Origin of the sequence: Aerococcus viridans, assembly GCF_002083135.2 — a bacterium.
Lineage (GTDB): Bacteria > Bacillota > Bacilli > Lactobacillales > Aerococcaceae > Aerococcus > Aerococcus viridans_C.
Genome location: NZ_NBTM02000001.1, coordinates 549,183 through 568,212 on the forward strand (window position 1 = coordinate 549,183; position 19,030 = coordinate 568,212).

Here is a 19,030-nt window from a genome sequence, read left to right on the forward strand (position 1 = left end):
CTGTTAGGCACCTCCTATTCTAGATTATGCTTCTTCAACAACTACTAAGTGAGCAATTTTAGTAATCATACCGTTAATTGCTTCGTTACGAGTTTTAACAACTGTTTTACCAACTTTTGTTAAACCTAGTGCTTGAGCTGTTTTAATTTGGTCTTGAGGACGTCCAATTAAACTGCGTTTTAAAGTAATTTTTACTTCAGTCATTCGAATTTCCCCCTTAACCTAATAATTCTTCCACAGATTTACCGCGTAATGCAGCTACATCTTCTGGAGATTTTAATGATTTAATTGCTTCTAAAGTAGCACGTACGATGTTGATTGGTGAGTTAGAACCTAGTGATTTAGAAGTAATATCTGCGATACCACCTAATTCGACTACGGCACGAACTGGACCACCAGCAGCGATACCAGAACCGGCTTGAGCTGGTTTAAGTAATACGTTACCACCGTTAAATTTACCGATAACTTCATGAGGAACAGTTGATCCTGCACGAGGTATAGTAATTAAGTTTTTCTTACCGTCTTCAACCGCTTTGCGGATTGCTTCTGGTACTTCGGCAGCTTTACCAGTACCTAGACCAACATGGCCATTTCTATCACCGACAACAACAACGGCACCGAAGTTCATACGACGTCCACCTTTAACGGTTTTAGCAACACGGTTAATGGCAACAACGCGTTCTTCAAGGTCGTTTTCGTTAATGTTTAATTCTTGAAATGTGTTTGTCATGTTCTTGGCTTCCTCCTTTTCCTAAAATTCTAAGCCGTTTTCACGAGCTGCATCTGCTAAAGCTTGTACACGTCCGTGATATTGGTAGCCACCACGGTCAAATTTTACAACTTTAACGCCTGCTGCTACACCGCGTTCAGCGATAGCTTTACCAACTAATGCTGCACTTTCGGTTTTAGTTGCGGCTGATAATGTTTCTTCGTTTGTAGAGGCACTCGCTACAGTAACACCCGCTACGTCATCAATTAATTGAGCGTAGATGTGTTTGTTAGAACGGAATACGTTCAAGCGTGGGCACTCTGCTGTTCCAGAAATGTTGCTACGAACACGCGCGTGGCGTTTTTGACGTAATTTATTTTTATCTGGTTTGCTGATCAAAATAGTCACCTCTTTGTTAGATTTGTAAGGATGACCTCGTCACCCTCATTTTATAGATAATTTGGATACAAGTAAAAGGAAATAATTGTAAGGAATTACAATTATTTACCAGTTTTACCTTCTTTACGACGAATGTGTTCGCCAACATAGTGAATACCTTTACCTTTGTATGGTTCTGGTAAACGAGTTGAACGGATATTCGCTGCTAATTCACCAACAACTTCTTTGTTGATACCTTTGATGTTGATTGTAGTGTTAGTTGGCACTTCGATTTCGATGCCTTCTGGTGCTACAAATTCAACAGGGTGAGATAAACCAACATTGACAGTTAATTTGTTACCTGCTAATTGTGCACGGTAACCAACACCAGTCATTTCAAGTTTCTTCTCGAATCCTTCAGAAACACCAATAACCATGTTGTTTACTAATGCACGAGTAGTTCCGTGGATAGAACGTACTTCTTTGTGGTCATTCGGACGAGTGAAAGTGATTTCTTTCTCCCCGATTTGAATATCAATTACAGGGTTGAACTCACGTGATAATTCGCCTTTAGGGCCTTTAACAGTGATAGTTGAACCAGCTTTTTCTACGGTTACGTTACTAGGAATCTCGATAATTTTATTACCAATACGACTCATTCTAGACTGCACCTGCCTTTCAATTTTGTTTTTTAATTTTTGTTATTTATTACCAAATGTAAGCTAAAACTTCGCCACCGATGTTTTTAGCACGGGCTGCTTTATCAGTGATAACACCTTCAGATGTTGAAACTAATGCAGTACCTAAGCCGTTTAAAACTTTAGGAATTTGATCACTTTTCGCGTATACACGTAAACCTGGTTTAGAGATACGTTTTAAGTTTGTGATTACTCGTTGGTTATCGCTTGTGTATTTCATGAATACACGGATAACGTTTTGTTTATCATCTTCGATGATTTCGTAATCTTTGATATATCCTTCTTCTTTAAGGATAGCAGCAATATTTTCTTTGATTTTTGATGATGGACTTTCGAATGATTCGTGGCGCACCATGTTGGCGTTACGAATACGAGTTAAAAAGTCCGCAATTGGATCAGTCATGACCATTACGAGTACACCCTCCTTTACTTAATTACCAGAAATTTACCAGCTTGCTTTTTTGACTCCAGGAATTTCCCCTTTATAGGCAAGTTCACGAAGGCAAATACGGCATAATTTAAATTTACGGTAAACTGAATGTGGGCGTCCACAACGTTCACAACGAGTATATTCTTGAGTAGAATATTTAGCTGGTTTCTTGTTCTTTTCGATCATTGATTTTTTTGCCAAATTACTCACGCCTCCTTCAAGACTTTATTATTTTTGGAATGGCATTCCTAGTTGAGTTAATAATTCTAATGATTCTTCGTCTGAATTAGCAGTTGTAACAATTACGATATCCATACCACGTACTTTAGATACTTTATCAAAGTCGATTTCTGGGAAAATCAATTGTTCACGGATACCTAATGTGTAGTTACCACGACCATCGAATGAGCGGTTGCTGATACCACGGAAGTCACGTACACGAGGTAGTGAAACTGTTACTAATTTGTCGAAGAATTCATACATACGTTCGCCACGTAAAGTAACTTTAGTACCGATTGGCATACCTTCACGTAAACGGAAACCAGCGATTGATTTCTTAGCAGTTGTAACAACTGGTTTTTGACCAGCAATTAATGTTAATTCTTCAACAGCGTTTTCTAAGTTTTTCGCGTTAGATACTGCATCACCAACACCCATGTTGATAACGATTTTATCTAATTTAGGTGCTTGCATGATTGAGCTATAGTTAAATTTTTCAACCATTGATGGTACTACTTCATTTTTATATTTTTCTTGTAAACGATTAGCCATTATTCAGCGTCCTCCTCTCCTGATACTGCTTCAGCGATTACTTCGCCTGATTTTTTCGCTACGCGAACACGTTTACCATCTTGTTCTTGGTAACCTACACGTGTTGCTTCGCCTGTTTTAGGGTCTACTAGTTGTACGTTAGATACATGAATAGGTGCTTCAACTTCGATGATACCGCCTTGAGGGTTCATTTGAGTTGGACGTTGATGTTTTTTAACGATGTTAACACCTTCAACAACAACTTTGTCAGCTTTTGGCAAAGCTTGTTTTACACGACCTTGTTTGCCTTTGTCTTTACCGGCAATAACGATAACTGTGTCATTTGCTTTTACTTTCATTTAAACGGGCACCTCCTTATTTTCTTCAGATTTTAGATTACTTCTGGAGCTAATGAAATAATACGCATATAGTTGTTGTCACGTAATTCACGTGCAACTGGACCAAAGATACGTGTTCCACGAGGAGATTTATCGTCACGAATAATTACACATGCATTTTCGTCGAATTTGATGTATGAACCATCTGGACGACGAACGCCGCTCTTAGTACGAACGATAACTGCTTTAACTACATCACCTTTTTTGACAACTCCACCTGGTGTTGCATTTTTAACAGTTGCCACGATAACATCACCAATGTTTGCAGTTTTACGGCCAGATCCGCCTAATACTTTAATTGTTAGGACTTCACGCGCGCCTGAGTTATCTGCTACTTTTAAACGAGTTTCTGATTGAATCATTTATAGAGTACCTCCTTCCAGTTGTTATTAGATAATGATTGATTCTTCAACGATTTCAACAAGACGGAAGTATTTGTCTTTTGACAATGGACGAGTTTCCGCGATGCGGACGATGTCACCCATTTTTGCTGAATTGTTTTCATCATGTGCTTTGTATTTCTTAGAATATTTGATACGTTTACCATATGTTGGATGGAATTTGAAAGTATCAACTTGGACTGTGATTGTTTTCTCCATTTTGTCAGAAACAACACGGCCTTGTAACACTTTACGGTTATTACGTTCTTCCATGGACAGGTTTCCTCCTTTACTGAATTTTCTTACGCTTCTTGATTACGTAACGCAGTTTTAACACGTGCGATATCTTTACGAACAGCTTTAATACGAGCTGTGTTTTCTAATTGACCAGTTGCCAATTGGAATCGTAAGTTGAATAATTCTTGACGATATTCTTGTTCTTTAGCAGTAAGTTCAGCAGTGGAAAGATCTTTAATATCTGTAAATTTAGTCATTAGATTCACCACCAATTTCACGTTTTACGATTTTAGTACGAATAGGTAATTTGTGAGATGCTAAACGCAATGCTTCTTTAGCTACTTCTTCTGGAACACCGGCAACTTCAAATAAGATTTTACCGCGTTTTACTGGAGATACCCAACCTTCTGGAGCACCTTTACCAGAACCCATACGAACACCAATTGCTTTAGCTGTATAAGATTTATGTGGGAAGATTTTAATCCATACTTTCCCACCACGTTTCATGTAACGTGTCATGGCAATACGAGATGCTTCAATTTGACGGTTAGTGATCCATGCTGAATCTAATGCTTGCAAACCGAATTCACCGTATGCAATTTCTTTTCCGCCTTTAGCTTCGCCACGCATTTTACCACGGAATTCACGTCTGTGTTTTACACGTTTAGGTACTAACATGTTTTAAGCCTCCCCTTGAATATTTTTTGTTGGAAGGATTTCACCACGGCATACCCATGTTTTGATACCGATCTTACCGTAAGTAGTGTCGGCTTCTTCCCATGAGTAGTCGATGTCCGCACGCAATGTATGCAATGGAACTGTTCCTTCTACTTGAGTTTCTGAACGCGCCATGTCGGCACCATTCAAACGACCTGAGATTTGAACTTTGATACCTTTAGCTCCTGATTTCATTGTGCGTTGGATTGCTTGTTTTTGCGCACGACGGAAAGCTACACGGTTTTCTAATTGTTGAGCGATTGACTCACCAACTAATTTAGCGTCTAATTCAGGTTTTTTAATTTCTACAATGTTGATGTGTACTTTTTTACCTGTACGGTTGTTTAAAGTTTTACGTAATGCGTCAACTTCAGAACCACCTTTACCGATAACCATACCTGGTTTAGCAGTGTGGATGTTTACGTTAACTTTGTTTGCAGCACGTTCAATTTCAACTTGAGATACAGAAGCATCTTTTAATGTTTCAGCGATGTATTCGCGGATATGTAAGTCTTCGTGTAAAGTATCTGCAAAGTCTTTTTCTGCATACCAACGAGCGTCCCAATCTTTGATGACGCCGATACGCATACCGATAGGATTAATCTTTTGTCCCATTAATTATGCCTCCTCTGCTGTTTTTACTACCACTGTAATGTGGCTTGTACGTTTGTTGATTCTAGAAGCTGAACCTTTCGCACGTGGACGGAAACGTTTCATCGTTGGTCCTTCGTTTACGAATGCTTCGCTTACTACTAAGTTAGCTGGCTCTAAGCCAAAGTTGTGCTCTGCGTTTGCAATTGCAGACATTAACACTTTCTCTACAGCAGGAGATGCTGAACGAGGAGTGTTTTTTAAGATTGCAATAGCTTCACCGACAGTTTTGTTGCGGATTAAGTCAACAACTAAACGTGCTTTACGAGCAGAAACGCGAACTGTGTTTGCAGTTGCTTTTGCAGATGTAATTTGTTCTGCCATTCTTTATTTCCTCCTCTCAGATTAACGACGAGTTGTCTTGTCGTCAGCGCCATGTCCTTTATATGTACGAGTTGGTACGAATTCACCTAATTTGTGACCTACCATATCTTCTTGGATATAAACTGGTACATGTTTGCGGCCATCGTATACAGCAATTGTTAACCCAACAAAGTTAGGGAAAATTGTTGAACGGCGTGACCATGTTTTGATTACTTGTTTCTTTTGTGCGTCTTGTTGTGCAACCACTTTTTTCATTAAATGGTCATCACAAAAAGGTCCTTTTTTCAAGCTACGGCTCATATTTATTTGGCTCCCTTCGCTATCCTATTTAATGTGATTACTTAGAGTTACGACGACGTACAATTAATTTATTGCTACGTGCGTTCTTATCACGAGTCTTAATACCACGTGCAGGTTTACCCCATGGAGTCATTGGACTTGGACGTCCGACTGGAGCTTTACCTTCACCACCACCGTGAGGGTGATCGTTAGGGTTCATTACAGATCCACGAACAGTTGGACGTTTTCCTGCCCAACGAGAGCGTCCTGCTTTACCTACGTTGATTAAGCTGTGTTGTTCGTTACCAACAGCACCAATTGTTGCACGACAAGTACCTAAGATCATACGAACTTCACCAGAAGTTAATCTAATCAATACGTATTTGTCTTCTTTACCTAACACTTGAGCGCTAGCACCAGCAGAGCGAACTAATTGTCCACCTTTACCAGGTTTAGTTTCAATGTTATGTACTAAAGTACCAACTGGGATGTTTTTCAATGGTAATGCATTACCAACTTTGATATCTGCTGCTTCACCAGAAGAAATACGAGCACCAACTTGTAAACCTTTAGGTGCGATGATGTAAGTTTTAATACCATCTGTATAGTGGATTAATGCAATATTAGCTGAACGGTTTGGATCGTACTCAATAGCTTTCACTACACCTTCAACGTTGTCTTTATTACGTTTGAAGTCGATGATACGGTAAGCTTGTTTGTGTCCACCACCGTGATGACGAACTGTAATGCGACCGTTGTTATTACGACCAGCACGTTTGCTTTGTGATTCTAACAATGTTTTTTCAGGAGTTGTTTTAGTGATTTCTGAGAAATCTGAACCTGACATGTTACGACGACCGTTAGTCGTTGCTTTATATGTTTTTATCGCCACGTGAATTTCCTCCTATCTTAATTATTCTGCTTCGTTTCCGAAGATTTCGATTGATTGACCTTCAGCGATGGTTACGATTGCTTTACGGCGTTTACGTGTATAACCAGCAAAACGTCCCATACGTTTTAATTTACCGCGAACGTTCATGATGTTTACGTTTTTCACGTCTACGTTGAACAATTCTTCGATTGCTTGTTTAACTTCTGTTTTGTTCGCTTTAACAGCTACTTCAAAAGTGTATTTGTTTTCGTCCATTTTCAACATTGATTCTTCAGTGATGATTGGGCGAATGATTACGTCGTGTGCCAACATTATGCTAGTACCTCCTCTACGTTAGAAAGTGCTGCTTTTGTAATGATGACTTTTTCAGAGTTAACTAAGTCGAATACGTTAACGTTGTTTTCATCAACTACTTTTACGTTTGGTAAGTTACGAGCTGATAATTGTGCGTTGTCGTTGTCTTTGTTGATTACAACTAAAACTTTATTTTCAACTTGTAAGTTATTCAACACTTCTTGGAATAATTTAGTTTTTGGTGTTTCGAATGCTAATTCATCAACAACGATGAAGTTGTTTTCTGCTACCTTAGTAGATAATGCAGAGCGTAAAGCTAAACGACGAACTTTACGAGGTAATTTATAAGCATATGAACGAGGTGTTGGTCCGAATGCACGGCCACCGCCTACCCATTGTGGAGAGCGGATTGAACCTTGACGAGCACGACCTGTACCTTTTTGACGCCATGGTTTACGTCCACCACCGCTAACTTCTGAACGTCCTTTAACTTTGTGAGTACCTTGACGTAATGAAGCTTGTTGCATAATAACTACATCGTAGATTGCATTTTCATTTGGTTCGATTGCGAAGATTTCATCGTTTAATGTAATTTCGCCAGCTTGAGAACCGTCTTGTTTAAATAATGTAATGTTTGCCATGAAACTGTTCCTCCTTCCTGGTATTATTCAGCAGATTTAACTGCAGATTTGATTGTTACCATAGATTTTTTAGCACCTGGAACGTTACCTTTGATTAAGATGACGTTGCGCTCTGCATCTACTTTAACGATTTCTAGGTTTTGGATAGTAATTTGAGTACCACCAGTTTGTCCTGGTAAGTTTTTACCTTTGAATACTTTAGAAGCATCCGACGCCATACCCATTGAACCTGGGCTGCGGTGGTAATGAGAACCGTGTGACATAGGTCCACGTGATTGGCCATGACGCTTGATAGCACCTTGGAATCCTTTACCTTTTGAAGTACCCGTAACATCAACGATGTCTCCTGCTTGGAAGATATCAACCTTGATTTCTGATCCAACTTCGTAATCTCCTAGCTCAACATCTTTGAATTCTTTAATGAAGCGCTTAGGAGTAGTTTCTGCTTTTGCTACATGACCTTTGTGAGGTTTGTTTGCCAACACTTCACGTTTGTCGTCAAAACCAACTTGAATAGCTTCGTAGCCATCAGTTTCGTTTGTTTTAGCTTGTAAAACAACGTTTGGTTGTGCTTCGATAACTGTAACTGGTACTAATTCACCAGTTTCTGTAAAGAATTGTGTCATACCTACTTTTTTTCCTAAGATTCCTTTAGTCATGAGTACACCTCCGTATAATTTTTTATTTAATAATTGGGTTAACTAATTTGTTGCGATGATTCTGGAATTATAATTTAATTTCGATGTCTACGCCTGATGGTAAATCTAATTTCATTAACGCATCAACAGTTTTTGGTGTTGGGTTAACGATGTCGATTAAACGTTTGTGCGTACGCATTTCGAATTGTTCACGTGAATCCTTGTATTTGTGTGTTGCACGGATTACTGTGAATAATGAGCGTTCAGTAGGCAATGGAATTGGACCTGATACTTCTGCTCCTGTACGTTGTGCAGTATCAACAATTTTAGCTGCTGATTGATCTAATGCACGGTGTTCGTAAGCTTTTAAACGAATACGAATTTTTTGTTTTGCCATGACTTTTTCCTCCTCGTCATATTTTAAATTTGACTTGCTCCGTATGAATTACCGGCCACCCTTATGGCAATGCTACCGGGTGTGTCGCAACCTCATACATCACTGCTTATTGATGTATCAACGTTTTCACGTAAATACTGTGGTTCCGTATAAAACGGCACCCAATTAGTATACAAAATTAAACTAGGCAGTGCAAGCTTTTTCTCGCCTTTTTTTCAAAAAAATCCCTATTTCTCGCCATTTCTTTATGAAAGGCCTTTTTTTGACGGTCATTGCCAACGTTGCCTAGTGTATCATTTTGAAACATTTTACAAGGCGGTTGCCATTTCTTAGCAACGCGCCCTACTGTGTCATCTTCCAACAGGTATATTATACATGTTTAATCGCATACTGCCATACTTTTTCGATGATATTTTGATTAAATTTTGCTTTGGTGGTCCAAGGATTGACGATAAAGCTATCTACGGGGTTGTCTTTGGCTAAAACCATCAAAGCAATCTGCTTAAAAGTTACATGCTGGACCGAGACATTATCTGCTTTAGATGCGTATTGGCTAGCTTGGTCTTTATCCGTGAAAGTTACAAGCTCTCGTTGTCCCTTTTCTTTGTCGTAAGTTAACCAGATACTCTTGTCGACCGGGGCCCCCTCTCGTTGGATAGCGTATAAGTTGGCGTTCGCCATCGTGGTCAACATAGCTAGCGTTGTTAATGGGTTTGGATCTGCCTTATAGGCCGTCAATACTTCTATTAAACTTTGCTTGCCGAATGGCTTCGTCATTAAATCTTGCCTCCCTTTCATTTTTCTTCTATATAATAACTGTATTATCAATGTTATTTATTATTGGCTATTGATGTCTTGGACAACGCCTTTTTCTTCTTTTAGTTAGCAGTCAGTTAATCCGGACCAACATTTTTCCAAATAACGATTTCTTCTATATTTTAGTGAATTTCTTCTTGCGGTGTTTATTGTAACAAATGACTGTTCAAAAATCATATATCATCACTTGGAAACAAAAATTTTTCCTATCACTTGCGATAGCTTTTACCTTGCGTAATTCTTTTGCCAGAGATTGTTAAATGCCTACTAATTGCGTATGATAAGCCTATAAAAGGATTTTATATCATTGGAGGAAACAGATATGACGAATAATTTCTTAGTATTACAAACTGACTTTGGTTTAGGTGACGGTGCGGTAGCGGCAATGTATGGAGTGGCTTACACAGTAGACCCAGCTTTAACAATTGCCAATTTAACCCATGAGATCCCTACTTACGATATTTTCGCCGCTTCATACCGCCTATTACAAACCATTAAATATTGGCCAGCAAATACAGTCTTCGTTTCTGTAGTCGATCCTGGTGTTGGTTCTGCACGTAAATCTGTTGTAGCGAAAACTAACTCTGGTCATTATATCGTAACGCCTGACAACGGTACCTTAACACACGTGGCTAAACACATCGGCCTTGAATCTGTGAAAGAAATCGATGAAATTAAAAACCGCTTACCACATTCTGAAGAATCACATACCTTCCATGGACGTGACGTTTACGTTTATAACGGTGCTAAACTAGCACAAGACGCATCTTATTATGACGAATTGAAAAATAATATCCCTGCTGATACGGTGACTAGCTTCGAACTTGGCGACTTGCGTTTAGCTGACGACACTATTTACGGGACTATCGATATACTAGACATCCGCTTTGGTTCACTGTGGACGAATATCCCGTCAATTATGTTAAAAGAAGCGGGCATTCAAAACGGTGACACCATTTCGGTTACTATTTACCATAACGGCGTTAAACATTATCAAAACCATATCTTATTTGGCCATTCATTCGCTGATGTACCTGTTGGTGAACCAGTGGGTTATATCAATTCATTATTGAATTTGGGTGTAGCCATCAACCAACAAAATTTCTCTGAGACATACGGTGTTGGTACTGGTGTGGATTGGAATATTGAAATCACTAAAATTTAATTACTAAGCTTGTATTCGAACGCATGCACAAGTGCTATTATATAGTAGAAACAACTAAGGAGAATCTATTATGAAGAATAATCAATCATCTATTACTACTTTAGTGGCTATCGGTATTGGAGCAGCTGTCTTCTTTATCCTAGGCCGCTTTCTATCAATCCCTACTGGTGTGCCAAATACCTCTATTGAAACTACTTACCCATTCTTGGCCTTGATGGCAACTGTCTTTGGTCCTTTCGCAGGTTTATTGATTGGTTTAATTGGTCATGCCATTAAAGACTTACTGACTTATGGTTTGTGGTGGTCTTGGGTCTTAACATCTGGTTTTACTGGTTTTGGCTACGGTTTAATCGGCCGTAAACTTAAAGTAAACAAAGGCCTTTTTACAAAGAAAGATATGATTACTTTCAATGTCGGGCAAGTTGTCGTGAATTTACTGGCTTGGGCCTTACTAGCGCCTGCTTTAGATATTTTAATATATTCAGAACCCGCATCTAAAGTATTCGTTCAAGGGATTGTGTCAGGTGTGCTAAATTCACTTGCGGTTGGTATCATCGGTACCTTATTATTAAAAGGGTATGCAAGTACACGTACGAAATCAGGAAGTTTACGTAAAGAAAATTAATAGGAAGTTTTACTATGATAAATCATGAAAGACACAATCAGCCGGTGGACAGCAATCTGTCGCCGGCTATTGAATTTAAAAACATCTCTTTTAAATATGCGAGTCAGGCAGACCTAAACCTGATAGACATCTCTTTTTCAATCAAGCAAGGAGAGAAAGTCCTCATCATTGGTGCATCTGGGTCTGGTAAATCAACCATTGGTAAGATTATCAACGGGCAAATCCCCAATACTTATGAGGGCGATTTAACCGGTCAGGTCTTAATCAATGGCGAAGATTCCGCCAGCAAGTCCATTTTCGACTTATCACTAAGCGTCGGCACCGTCCTACAAGACACTGACGCTCAATTTGTCGGCCTAACCGTAGCTGAAGACCTGGCTTTCGCCTTGGAAAATGACCAAGTGGACCAAGCTAGCATGGTGTCTAGTGTAGCGGTTTGGGCCAATACGCTTGACCTTGTGGACCTCTTGGACCTTGCCCCGCAATCTTTATCAGGCGGGCAAAAGCAACGGGTATCCATTGGTGGCGTCTTAATTGACGAGTCACCCATCGTATTATTCGATGAGCCTTTAGCCAACCTGGACCCTGCAAGTGGCTTAGCGACCATGGAATTAATCGCCAAATTAAACCAGGAAAAAGAATTGACCACGGTAGTCATCGAGCACCGTCTAGAAGAAGCCTTAATCGCCGACTTTGACCGTGTCCTTGTTATTGACAGTGGGCGGTTACTCGCTGACGTATCCGTTGATACCTTGTTGCGGTCTGACTTATTAGCGCAAATTGGTGTACGCCAGCCCCTATACCTAGATGCCTTGGGTTATGCTGGTGTGAATGTCGAAGACATTCCTCATTTAGGGCGGTTTCGACCAGATATGGTCACTACTGGTGTTCAAGACCATCTGTCTAAATGGTTGGCTGACAATGCAGTAACCGCTCCAGTTAGGGCGGATAAGCCAATTTTAGTCATGGACCATGTCAACTTTTCTTATGACAGTACCCCTTTGATATCGGAATTAAATCTGACCATTAATGCTGGCGACATGGTTTCTATTGTCGGAACAAACGGTGCGGGTAAATCTACCCTGGCTAAACTGATTTGTGGCTTTGAGCGGCCAGATTCAGGACGGATAACTCTTTTCCAGGAGAATTTAGACGGATTATCGATTAAGGAAATTGCGGATTCGGTCGGCTACGTGATGCAGAACCCCAATTTGATGATCTCAAAGAACATTTTATTCGACGAGGTGGCCTCTGGTTTAGTCAACCGCGGCTTATACGAGGATGATGCAGATCGTTTAGCTGAAAAAGTGGCTAACACCTTGCGAATATGTGGCTTATATCCATACAGGAATTGGCCAATTTCGGCCTTGTCTTATGGGCAAAAACGTCGCGCGACGATTGCAAGTATTTTAGTATTAGATCCGAAAGTCTTGATTTTAGATGAACCAACAGCTGGTCAAGATTATAAGCACTATACTGATATGATGCGGTTTATCGAGGGGTTGAACCGACATCAAGGGATTACCATTCTAATGATAACTCATGATATGCATTTGATTCAGGAGTATACCAACCGGACGATTGTCTTTCACGACGGTCAGGTGGTGGGCGATATGCGTCCAGCTGCGGTCTTAACGGATGAAAACTTAATGGCTCAAGCCCATTTAGCCCCTACTTCCTTGTATGATTTAGGACAAGCGGTGGCTAAGATTGAAAAGACGGACTTTATCGACCGGTTCATCCAGTACGAACGTCAGACTAAGCGAGTTGAACAAGCTGGTGTATGGGTTGGAGGTGAGAACGATGGCGAATAAACAAGGTCAAAGTTTTGGGTATATCAAAAAGGATTCACCCTTGCATCGCTTATCTGGTGCGACAAAATTAATCGCCTTTATCTTGCTGTCTGTCATCGCCATGACGTCTTACGACACCCGGTTTTTAGTAGGCTTAGCTGTTTTATCACTAGTTCTCTTCTATATTTCTAAGATTAAATGGGCTGAAGTGTCTACAGTTGTCTACTTCATTCTAGTTTTCTCGTTATTGAATTTAGTGACTGTTTATATTTTCGAACCTGAATATGGGGTCAATTTATACCAGTCGCGAACTGTCATTTGGGAAGGGATTGGACGCTATTCTCTCACTTGGGAGCAAGTCTTCTATGAATTCAACTTGATGATTAAATATTTCTCGACGATTCCATTAGCATTAATCTTCATGTTGACCACTAACCCAAGTGAATTCGCCTCTTCCCTAAACCGAATTGGCGTGTCCTACCGAATTTCATATGCAGTTTCATTAGCCTTACGGTATATACCAGACATCCAGAACCAATTCTTCGCAGTAAGACAAAGCCAACAGGCACGAGGGATTGAGATGTCCAATAAGGCTGGACTGACTGTAAGAGTGAAACGGTCAGCACAAGTGATAATGCCCCTCATTTTTTCTTCATTAGATCGGATTGAAGTAATCAGCCAAGCCATGGAGTTACGACGGTTTGGTAAAGGTAACAAACGGACTTGGTACCGGGCCCGTCCCTTTATGAAGGCAGATATCATCGCTTTGATTGTGACAGGATTATTAGTTGGACTTGGATTGTGGTTGTTTGTAGTAAACCAAGGCCGGTTTTATAACCCATTTCATTAACATGAAAATCCAGGTAAGTTAGAAATTGCAACTAACTTACCTGGATTTTTTGTATATCAAGATTTACCTTTTATCTTAAAGTTAAGACCTAGTCATTTACGCTCTGGTCTTCAATAGTGCCACGTTCAATTGGCGCCCACGAATGTAGTTTTGCACGATAAGTGAATGCCGAATATAATCGTACCCACAATAAGTATGGTCTGAAGAAGAAGGCATCCAAAGTCGTTATAAAGAAAGCTTTCGCAACTTCTCCGGGATAACGTTTGTAATCTTGGATAAAGTATCGCCCAACAAAGAAGGCCATAGTTTGGAACAAATTGAATATGAAGTATAAGCCCATTAGTAATAGCATCATGGGGATATTGATCATCCCTAAGTAAAGACCTAAGATGATGATAAATAAACCAAGTAGTTCAATAAACGGCGCTAAAAGTTCATACATCTAAAAGTAGGGGTAAGATAACAAGCCTAGTAAGCCATAATTTGGATTTAGAAGAATAGATTTATGGGCCCACATCGTTTGCATCAAACCACGATGCCAACGAGCACGTTGTTTCGCAAGATCATCCATTGAGAAAGGTGCCCGCGTCCAACATACTGCATCTTCAGCAAAACGAATCTTATAAGGAATATCATTCTCGACATGATGACGATGTAGACGTAAAGCTAAGTCCATATCTTCCCCAACACTATTAGGGTCATACCCATTGATATCAATTACAGCTTGTTTTTTGAATAAACCAAAACCACCAGATACATTTAAATTTGCATTAAAGGCATCACTAGATATACGCGACCCCATAAATGCCCGGCCGTATTCCAAGGTTTGCATTGTGGCTACCAACTTTTTTGGTAAAGGTGTTTCTACTGGATAAGCATCTTTAAAGACGACATCGTTAGCAATACCCAACAGTCCCCCAACGGCTACTGTATCATCATTTTCGAAGAATAATTGAATGGCATTCTTTAAAGCATCAGCTTGTAAGACTTCATCTGCATCCATCGCTACGAAATATGGATATTCACTCGCATTAATCCCCGCATTTACCACATCAGCCTTATTACCGCCATTAACTTTTCGGATTAGTTTAATGGTTTTTCCACCTTTCGAAATTTCATAAACAGATTCGATCGGTTGGGTAGGTACTTGTAGGCGGATGGATACATCGTTTTTCACCATATTAAATCGATCAATTACCTTCTGAGCAGTATCATCAGTTGATCCATCGTCTACTACGATAATCTCATAAATTTTGTAGTCTAAATGCAGTAAGTTATCGATTGTTGTTATTATCGTTTCACTTTCATTAAAAGCAGGTACGACAATGGATACTGGGTAATAATAGTCATGGTATAGTTGGTTCATCAATACTTTCGTTAGTCGTCGCTTATAAAGTTTCACCATAGCCATGATATTACCTATTAAGATATAAGTAATGTAGAAAATTAAGTAACCTAAGAAGAACTTTTCAGAGATTTGAAATAACAGATCAATATTCATAACTTAATCCCCTCTTTCCATAGTAATAGGTCAATTGATCAATCGCATATTGATCTTCACCTTCAAATACTGATGAAAGTCGTTGTGGTTGATCTACTAATTCACTTAAAGCTTTAGCAGCGTTCCGACGTACATACCAATCTTTTGATGTAACATTCCTTGTTAGTTGCTCAATCGTTTTTTGACCAGGATAGGCTATTAAAGTACTCGTTGCTACAGCGGTACATACCATATAATCCACATCATCATTATTAGCCCATGATAAGACATATGGATAAGCTTCTTCGGTCTCGATTTTTCCATAATATCTGAGTACAGCACATATATAATCAACATCTTCTGTTTCACCATCTAAGTATGGCAGCAAAATCTGTTGGAATTGTGCTGAACCCTTGATACGAGCAAAATCAATGACAGCCGTTTGATAATGCGATGACAAGTGACGCCAATTTGTGTCTAGTAGGTGCAGTAACTCATCAAAGTCACCGGTAAAAGCCAATAGATTATCCGTAATTAATTTTGTATTTAAGGTTGTTAAATCTTCATGGCTCAACCGTTCAAGTCCTTCTACCACTTATTGAGGATTGCCTAAACTAGTTAAAGCCGCAAAAACGTGATTCCTAGAATATATTGACGATTGTAGAGGAATCTTCAAGAGAATTGATTCCAACTCGGTCGTATCCCTACCCACTTGCTTAAAAGGTAACTTACTAGTTGCATAGGCATAATAAGCTTTATGGGTTGAAGATCTTTTTAAATAGTACTGGCCGACTCTTAGTCAATCTTTGTATGACTTATGAATAAAGTCTTTGATCAAGTCGTTATCTTTCTGGTTACTACTGCTAAGTAATTCCTCAGCAATCTCCAAAAATACAATCATTTTCTTGGGAGATGTCACATCACGATAAAACATCTCGCTGTCATAATTTTAACCCTTAATCTCTACGAACCACTTGCGCAAAACTTCTTTTTCCTTATTACTTCTCTTAGCAGAGAATTTAGTATAGCGACGGTATAAGGATATCGAAAAATAAGTGAATATACTGGTAATTACCAGTAGTAATAAGTAAAACAATAGAAAATTAAATTCCCAAATGAAACAATCACTCCTCTTCTAAAGAAGTTAGCGCTAGCAAGCTATTAAATTCATGTATACCTAAATGAATTTCTTGATTGCCATAATAATTAGTTAAAGCCTGAAAGTTTTCAATCATCGCTAATAACCCCTCGTCATGGTAGGTATTTTGTGCTGTTAAATCAGCAATACCAACTTGTTGTAATTCATAAACGGTTTGAATAGACTTATCGTATTGCTTACTCACACTTACTTCTTTAGCAATATGATCAATTTCTTTACCGCGATAATAATTCATAATGGCCACCTCATCAGAAGCTTCTGAAATAATTGCTTCTAATTCTTCATCAAACCCTTTTGTGTCTAGGTAATATGGTAGGCAAACAATCAGTTCCATATTCGCTGCTTTTGTTAGACCATAAACTTCTTTCAAGTTGTCTACTAAGGTTCCCCAAACAGCTTTGGGATCATCTTGATATTCTTCTAAAGATTGGGGTTCAATATCTAAGACAACCCCTTGCACTGGATGGTTAGCTTCTTTATATTCAATAACCTCTTTAACATATGTAATTAATTCATTCTTTTCTTCAACTAGTGCCCATTCGGCTTCTCCATTTAAGAAGTAAACTTGTTTATTAGCTAGATTCACTTGATTCACAAATTGATTTAATTGGACAACAAACTGGTCATCAGACAAATGTTTACTCGAAACGAATTGATAAATCGAATCTATGTCATGCGTACTCATTGCTTCTACTGTATGGTCAACATTTTCAACTTGTTGATCATACCAAGAGTAGACGGCCGCTTCGATATTTTTAGCTTTACTTAAATAATTGAATAATAGCATTGCGGCCACAATTCCTCCTATAGCTAATAACCCCCACTTAAATTTATAATTATCCAATAGAATCACTGCTCCTATTTTTATTATAATTTTCTATACAATACCATATCCATAACATATAATGAATAACCAATATTGAAAATTAATGACAGAATGAAAAAAAAGACGACCGAATCGTCACCCGGTCGCCTTTCCAATTTGCAAATTTAATTTTTAAAGTTTAATTGTGTTAATTAAGCTTCGATTGTAGTGATTGTACCCGCACCTACAGTACGTCCACCTTCACGGATAGAGAATTTAGTACCATCTTCGATCGCAACTGGGTGAATCAATTCAACGTCCATATCAACGTTGTCACCAGGCATAACCATAGCTACGTCTTCTGGTAAAGTGATAACACCAGTGATGTCAGTAGTACGGAAGTAGAATTGTGGACGGTAGTTAGTTAAGAATGGTGTATGACGTCCACCTTCTTCTTTAGATAAAACGTAAACTTGCGCTTTAAATTTAGTATGTGGAGTGATTGAACCAGGAGCAGCCAATACTTGACCACGTTGGATGTCTTCACGTTGAACACCACGTAATAATGCACCGATGTTGTCACCAGCTTGAGCGTAGTCTAAGTTTTTACGGAACATTTCAACACCAGTTACAACTGATTTACCGATTTGTTCAGCAATACCAACGATGTCAACTTCGTCACCTGTACGAACTTCACCACGTTCAACACGACCGGTAGCAACAGTACCACGACCAGTGATTGAGAATACATCCTCAACTGGCATCATGAATGGTTTGTCGTTGTCACGTTCTGGTTCTGGAATGTAAGAGTCTACAGCTTCCATTAATTCCATGATTTTAGCTTCTTGAGCTTCGTCGCCTTGTAATGCTAATAAAGCAGAACCAGCAACTACAGGTAGATCGTCACCTGGGTAGTTGTACTCAGATAATAAGTCACGAACTTCCATTTCAACTAATTCTAGTAATTCTTCATCGTCAACTTGGTCAACTTTGTTTAAGAATACTACGAATGCAGGAACACCGATTTGGCCAGCTAAAAGGATGTGCTCACGAGTTTGTGGCATTGGACCATCAGCAGCAGATACTACTAAGATCGCACCGTCCATTTGAGCAGCACCAGTGATCATGTTTTTAACGTAGTCAGCATGTCCTGGGGCATCGATATGCGCGTAGTGACGGTTAGCTGTTTCGTACTCGATGTGTGAAGTATTGATTGTAATACCACGTTCTTGCTCTTCTGGAGCGTTATCGATTGAAGCGTAGTCTTGGGCTTCACCGAAACCGTGTTTAGCTAATACAGTTGCGATTGCAGCTGATAAAGTTGTTTTACCATGGTCAACGTGTCCTAAAGTACCAACGTTAACATGGGGTTTTGTACGTTCATATGTTTGTTTTGCCATTTTATGTATTCCTCCTAAGAATAGAAAATATAAACCTAAGTTTTATAGATTTTCAATAAGTTCATTATAGTCAAACTCGCTTCAGAAATCAAGCATCTAGCATATGAAAAACCTAGTAAGTACT

General features: G+C 39.2%; 30 protein-coding genes. 4 read left to right on the forward strand and 26 right to left on the reverse strand.

The genetic code is table 11. The annotated features are described in order from the left end of the window. Nucleotides 1-24: 24 nt before the first annotated feature. The 21 genes from rpmD to A6J77_RS02880 all read right to left on the reverse strand — a co-directional run bounded on the left by rpmD (nucleotide 25) and on the right by A6J77_RS02880 (nucleotide 9,590). Nucleotides 25-204 carry a 50S ribosomal protein L30 gene (gene rpmD, locus A6J77_RS02780; RefSeq protein WP_004262600.1) on the reverse strand — a complete coding sequence of 60 codons (180 nt, stop codon included), beginning with the start codon at nucleotides 202-204 and terminating at the stop codon, nucleotides 25-27. 13 nt (nucleotides 205-217) lie between these two features. After that, entirely contained in the window at nucleotides 218-730 is a 513-nt protein-coding gene (rpsE, locus tag A6J77_RS02785) for a 30S ribosomal protein S5 (protein ID WP_016896569.1), read from the reverse strand. A gap of 21 nt (nucleotides 731-751) precedes the next feature. Next, entirely contained in the window at nucleotides 752-1,117 is a 366-nt protein-coding gene (gene rplR / locus A6J77_RS02790) for a 50S ribosomal protein L18 (RefSeq protein WP_004262598.1), read from the reverse strand. 92 nt (nucleotides 1,118-1,209) lie between these two features. Further along, nucleotides 1,210-1,746, reverse strand: coding sequence for a 50S ribosomal protein L6 (gene rplF / locus A6J77_RS02795; protein WP_083068050.1), 537 nt, complete (start codon nucleotides 1,744-1,746; stop codon nucleotides 1,210-1,212). A gap of 49 nt (nucleotides 1,747-1,795) precedes the next feature. Continuing rightward, nucleotides 1,796-2,194, reverse strand: a complete 399-nt coding sequence (gene rpsH, locus A6J77_RS02800; RefSeq protein ID WP_016896566.1) for a 30S ribosomal protein S8 — start codon at nucleotides 2,192-2,194, stop codon at nucleotides 1,796-1,798. 36 nt (nucleotides 2,195-2,230) lie between these two features. After that, a complete protein-coding gene (locus tag A6J77_RS02805; RefSeq protein ID WP_004262592.1) occupies nucleotides 2,231-2,416 on the reverse strand; it encodes a type Z 30S ribosomal protein S14 in 186 nt (61 codons plus the stop codon). A 27-nt stretch (nucleotides 2,417-2,443) separates the two neighbouring features. Beyond that, nucleotides 2,444-2,986: a 50S ribosomal protein L5 gene (gene rplE, locus A6J77_RS02810; protein ID WP_004262589.1), complete on the reverse strand. Its 543-nt coding sequence runs from the start codon at nucleotides 2,984-2,986 to the stop codon at nucleotides 2,444-2,446. Beyond that, entirely contained in the window at nucleotides 2,986-3,324 is a 339-nt protein-coding gene (gene rplX, locus A6J77_RS02815; protein ID WP_004262586.1) for a 50S ribosomal protein L24, read from the reverse strand. Before rplX ends, rplE begins: the two co-directional genes overlap by 1 nt. Nucleotides 3,325-3,356: 32 nt before the next feature. After that, nucleotides 3,357-3,725 carry a 50S ribosomal protein L14 gene (gene rplN / locus A6J77_RS02820; protein WP_004262575.1) on the reverse strand — a complete coding sequence of 123 codons (369 nt, stop codon included), beginning with the start codon at nucleotides 3,723-3,725 and terminating at the stop codon, nucleotides 3,357-3,359. A 27-nt stretch (nucleotides 3,726-3,752) separates the two neighbouring features. After that, complete coding sequence (rpsQ, locus tag A6J77_RS02825; RefSeq protein WP_004262572.1) at nucleotides 3,753-4,016, reverse strand: 30S ribosomal protein S17; 264 nt, start codon at nucleotides 4,014-4,016, stop codon at nucleotides 3,753-3,755. A gap of 29 nt (nucleotides 4,017-4,045) precedes the next feature. Continuing rightward, nucleotides 4,046-4,237 (reverse strand): 50S ribosomal protein L29, encoded by a 192-nt coding sequence (rpmC, locus tag A6J77_RS02830; RefSeq protein WP_004262569.1) that lies wholly within the window; start codon nucleotides 4,235-4,237, stop codon nucleotides 4,046-4,048. Then, nucleotides 4,230-4,658 carry a 50S ribosomal protein L16 gene (gene rplP, locus A6J77_RS02835; RefSeq protein WP_004262566.1) on the reverse strand — a complete coding sequence of 143 codons (429 nt, stop codon included), beginning with the start codon at nucleotides 4,656-4,658 and terminating at the stop codon, nucleotides 4,230-4,232. Before rplP ends, rpmC begins: the two co-directional genes overlap by 8 nt. Before the next feature lie 3 nt (nucleotides 4,659-4,661). After that, the gene (gene rpsC / locus A6J77_RS02840) at nucleotides 4,662-5,312 is read right to left on the reverse strand and encodes a 30S ribosomal protein S3 (protein ID WP_004262563.1); all 651 of its coding nucleotides are present in this window, start codon (nucleotides 5,310-5,312) and stop codon (nucleotides 4,662-4,664) included. 3 nt (nucleotides 5,313-5,315) lie between these two features. Then, nucleotides 5,316-5,672, reverse strand: a complete 357-nt coding sequence (rplV, locus tag A6J77_RS02845) for a 50S ribosomal protein L22 (RefSeq protein ID WP_004262560.1) — start codon at nucleotides 5,670-5,672, stop codon at nucleotides 5,316-5,318. Nucleotides 5,673-5,693: 21 nt separating this feature from the next. Further along, complete coding sequence (gene rpsS, locus A6J77_RS02850) at nucleotides 5,694-5,972, reverse strand: 30S ribosomal protein S19 (protein WP_004262557.1); 279 nt, start codon at nucleotides 5,970-5,972, stop codon at nucleotides 5,694-5,696. A gap of 37 nt (nucleotides 5,973-6,009) precedes the next feature. Next, entirely contained in the window at nucleotides 6,010-6,843 is an 834-nt protein-coding gene (rplB, locus tag A6J77_RS02855) for a 50S ribosomal protein L2 (protein WP_083068052.1), read from the reverse strand. A gap of 21 nt (nucleotides 6,844-6,864) precedes the next feature. Continuing rightward, the gene (gene rplW, locus A6J77_RS02860; protein ID WP_004262545.1) at nucleotides 6,865-7,155 is read right to left on the reverse strand and encodes a 50S ribosomal protein L23; all 291 of its coding nucleotides are present in this window, start codon (nucleotides 7,153-7,155) and stop codon (nucleotides 6,865-6,867) included. Beyond that, complete coding sequence (gene rplD / locus A6J77_RS02865; RefSeq protein WP_083068054.1) at nucleotides 7,155-7,778, reverse strand: 50S ribosomal protein L4; 624 nt, start codon at nucleotides 7,776-7,778, stop codon at nucleotides 7,155-7,157. Before rplD ends, rplW begins: the two co-directional genes overlap by 1 nt. 23 nt (nucleotides 7,779-7,801) lie before the next feature. Continuing rightward, nucleotides 7,802-8,437 (reverse strand): 50S ribosomal protein L3, encoded by a 636-nt coding sequence (gene rplC / locus A6J77_RS02870; protein WP_083068057.1) that lies wholly within the window; start codon nucleotides 8,435-8,437, stop codon nucleotides 7,802-7,804. A gap of 67 nt (nucleotides 8,438-8,504) precedes the next feature. Then, nucleotides 8,505-8,813 carry a 30S ribosomal protein S10 gene (gene rpsJ, locus A6J77_RS02875; protein ID WP_016896561.1) on the reverse strand — a complete coding sequence of 103 codons (309 nt, stop codon included), beginning with the start codon at nucleotides 8,811-8,813 and terminating at the stop codon, nucleotides 8,505-8,507. A 369-nt stretch (nucleotides 8,814-9,182) separates the two neighbouring features. After that, on the reverse strand, nucleotides 9,183-9,590 hold the full coding sequence (locus tag A6J77_RS02880) for an SseB family protein (RefSeq protein WP_083068059.1): 408 nt from the start codon (nucleotides 9,588-9,590) through the stop codon (nucleotides 9,183-9,185). Between the two features lie 361 nt (nucleotides 9,591-9,951). On the opposite strand from A6J77_RS02880, the gene A6J77_RS02885 reads away from it, so the two are divergent. The 4 genes from A6J77_RS02885 to A6J77_RS02900 all read left to right on the forward strand — a co-directional run bounded on the left by A6J77_RS02885 (nucleotide 9,952) and on the right by A6J77_RS02900 (nucleotide 14,062). After that, on the forward strand, nucleotides 9,952-10,794 hold the full coding sequence (locus A6J77_RS02885; RefSeq protein WP_083068063.1) for an S-adenosyl-l-methionine hydroxide adenosyltransferase family protein: 843 nt from the start codon (nucleotides 9,952-9,954) through the stop codon (nucleotides 10,792-10,794). A 70-nt stretch (nucleotides 10,795-10,864) separates the two neighbouring features. Further along, nucleotides 10,865-11,419 carry an ECF-type riboflavin transporter substrate-binding protein gene (locus A6J77_RS02890; protein ID WP_083068065.1) on the forward strand — a complete coding sequence of 185 codons (555 nt, stop codon included), beginning with the start codon at nucleotides 10,865-10,867 and terminating at the stop codon, nucleotides 11,417-11,419. Between the two features lie 14 nt (nucleotides 11,420-11,433). Further along, nucleotides 11,434-13,233 (forward strand): ABC transporter ATP-binding protein, encoded by a 1,800-nt coding sequence (locus A6J77_RS02895; RefSeq protein ID WP_083068068.1) that lies wholly within the window; start codon nucleotides 11,434-11,436, stop codon nucleotides 13,231-13,233. Continuing rightward, entirely contained in the window at nucleotides 13,223-14,062 is an 840-nt protein-coding gene (locus A6J77_RS02900) for an energy-coupling factor transporter transmembrane component T family protein (RefSeq protein ID WP_083068071.1), read from the forward strand. Before A6J77_RS02895 ends, A6J77_RS02900 begins: the two co-directional genes overlap by 11 nt. A gap of 88 nt (nucleotides 14,063-14,150) precedes the next feature. Here A6J77_RS02900 and A6J77_RS02905 read toward each other — a convergent pair whose 3' ends face one another. The 5 genes from A6J77_RS02905 to tuf all read right to left on the reverse strand — a co-directional run bounded on the left by A6J77_RS02905 (nucleotide 14,151) and on the right by tuf (nucleotide 18,906). Then, nucleotides 14,151-14,417 carry a hypothetical protein gene (locus A6J77_RS02905; RefSeq protein ID WP_127885812.1) on the reverse strand — a complete coding sequence of 89 codons (267 nt, stop codon included), beginning with the start codon at nucleotides 14,415-14,417 and terminating at the stop codon, nucleotides 14,151-14,153. Between the two features lie 87 nt (nucleotides 14,418-14,504). After that, the gene (locus A6J77_RS02910) at nucleotides 14,505-15,563 is read right to left on the reverse strand and encodes a glycosyltransferase family 2 protein (RefSeq protein WP_083068074.1); all 1,059 of its coding nucleotides are present in this window, start codon (nucleotides 15,561-15,563) and stop codon (nucleotides 14,505-14,507) included. Beyond that, nucleotides 15,553-16,116 carry a HEAT repeat domain-containing protein gene (locus A6J77_RS02915; RefSeq protein WP_083068076.1) on the reverse strand — a complete coding sequence of 188 codons (564 nt, stop codon included), beginning with the start codon at nucleotides 16,114-16,116 and terminating at the stop codon, nucleotides 15,553-15,555. The genes A6J77_RS02910 and A6J77_RS02915 overlap by 11 nt, the downstream gene beginning before the upstream one ends. Before the next feature lie 550 nt (nucleotides 16,117-16,666). Further along, the gene (locus tag A6J77_RS02920) at nucleotides 16,667-17,497 is read right to left on the reverse strand and encodes a hypothetical protein (protein ID WP_083068077.1); all 831 of its coding nucleotides are present in this window, start codon (nucleotides 17,495-17,497) and stop codon (nucleotides 16,667-16,669) included. A gap of 221 nt (nucleotides 17,498-17,718) precedes the next feature. Continuing rightward, nucleotides 17,719-18,906, reverse strand: a complete 1,188-nt coding sequence (gene tuf / locus A6J77_RS02925; RefSeq protein WP_016896552.1) for an elongation factor Tu — start codon at nucleotides 18,904-18,906, stop codon at nucleotides 17,719-17,721. Nucleotides 18,907-19,030 lie beyond the last annotated feature (124 nt).

Coding starts and splice junctions, on each gene's coding strand:
- rpmD (WP_004262600.1), bottom strand. CDS start 204: ATGACTGAAGTAAAAATTACTTTAAAACGCAGTTTAATTGGACGTCCT.
- rpsE (WP_016896569.1), bottom strand. CDS start 730: ATGACAAACACATTTCAAGAATTAAACATTAACGAAAACGACCTTGAA.
- rplF (WP_083068050.1), bottom strand. CDS start 1,746: ATGAGTCGTATTGGTAATAAAATTATCGAGATTCCTAGTAACGTAACC.
- rpsH (WP_016896566.1), bottom strand. CDS start 2,194: ATGGTCATGACTGATCCAATTGCGGACTTTTTAACTCGTATTCGTAAC.
- rplE (WP_004262589.1), bottom strand. CDS start 2,986: ATGGCTAATCGTTTACAAGAAAAATATAAAAATGAAGTAGTACCATCA.
- rplX (WP_004262586.1), bottom strand. CDS start 3,324: ATGAAAGTAAAAGCAAATGACACAGTTATCGTTATTGCCGGTAAAGAC.
- rplN (WP_004262575.1), bottom strand. CDS start 3,725: ATGATTCAATCAGAAACTCGTTTAAAAGTAGCAGATAACTCAGGCGCG.
- rpsQ (WP_004262572.1), bottom strand. CDS start 4,016: ATGGAAGAACGTAATAACCGTAAAGTGTTACAAGGCCGTGTTGTTTCT.
- rpmC (WP_004262569.1), bottom strand. CDS start 4,237: ATGACTAAATTTACAGATATTAAAGATCTTTCCACTGCTGAACTTACT.
- rplP (WP_004262566.1), bottom strand. CDS start 4,658: ATGTTAGTACCTAAACGTGTAAAACACAGACGTGAATTCCGTGGTAAA.
- rpsC (WP_004262563.1), bottom strand. CDS start 5,312: ATGGGACAAAAGATTAATCCTATCGGTATGCGTATCGGCGTCATCAAA.
- rplV (WP_004262560.1), bottom strand. CDS start 5,672: ATGGCAGAACAAATTACATCTGCAAAAGCAACTGCAAACACAGTTCGC.
- rpsS (WP_004262557.1), bottom strand. CDS start 5,972: ATGAGCCGTAGCTTGAAAAAAGGACCTTTTTGTGATGACCATTTAATG.
- rplW (WP_004262545.1), bottom strand. CDS start 7,155: ATGTTGGCACACGACGTAATCATTCGCCCAATCATCACTGAAGAATCA.
- rplD (WP_083068054.1), bottom strand. CDS start 7,778: ATGGCAAACATTACATTATTTAAACAAGACGGTTCTCAAGCTGGCGAA.
- rplC (WP_083068057.1), bottom strand. CDS start 8,437: ATGACTAAAGGAATCTTAGGAAAAAAAGTAGGTATGACACAATTCTTT.
- rpsJ (WP_016896561.1), bottom strand. CDS start 8,813: ATGGCAAAACAAAAAATTCGTATTCGTTTAAAAGCTTACGAACACCGT.
- A6J77_RS02880 (WP_083068059.1), bottom strand. CDS start 9,590: ATGACGAAGCCATTCGGCAAGCAAAGTTTAATAGAAGTATTGACGGCC.
- A6J77_RS02885 (WP_083068063.1), top strand. CDS start 9,952: ATGACGAATAATTTCTTAGTATTACAAACTGACTTTGGTTTAGGTGAC.
- A6J77_RS02890 (WP_083068065.1), top strand. CDS start 10,865: ATGAAGAATAATCAATCATCTATTACTACTTTAGTGGCTATCGGTATT.
- A6J77_RS02895 (WP_083068068.1), top strand. CDS start 11,434: ATGATAAATCATGAAAGACACAATCAGCCGGTGGACAGCAATCTGTCG.
- A6J77_RS02900 (WP_083068071.1), top strand. CDS start 13,223: ATGGCGAATAAACAAGGTCAAAGTTTTGGGTATATCAAAAAGGATTCA.
- A6J77_RS02905 (WP_127885812.1), bottom strand. CDS start 14,417: ATGATGCTATTACTAATGGGCTTATACTTCATATTCAATTTGTTCCAA.
- A6J77_RS02910 (WP_083068074.1), bottom strand. CDS start 15,563: ATGAATATTGATCTGTTATTTCAAATCTCTGAAAAGTTCTTCTTAGGT.
- tuf (WP_016896552.1), bottom strand. CDS start 18,906: ATGGCAAAACAAACATATGAACGTACAAAACCCCATGTTAACGTTGGT.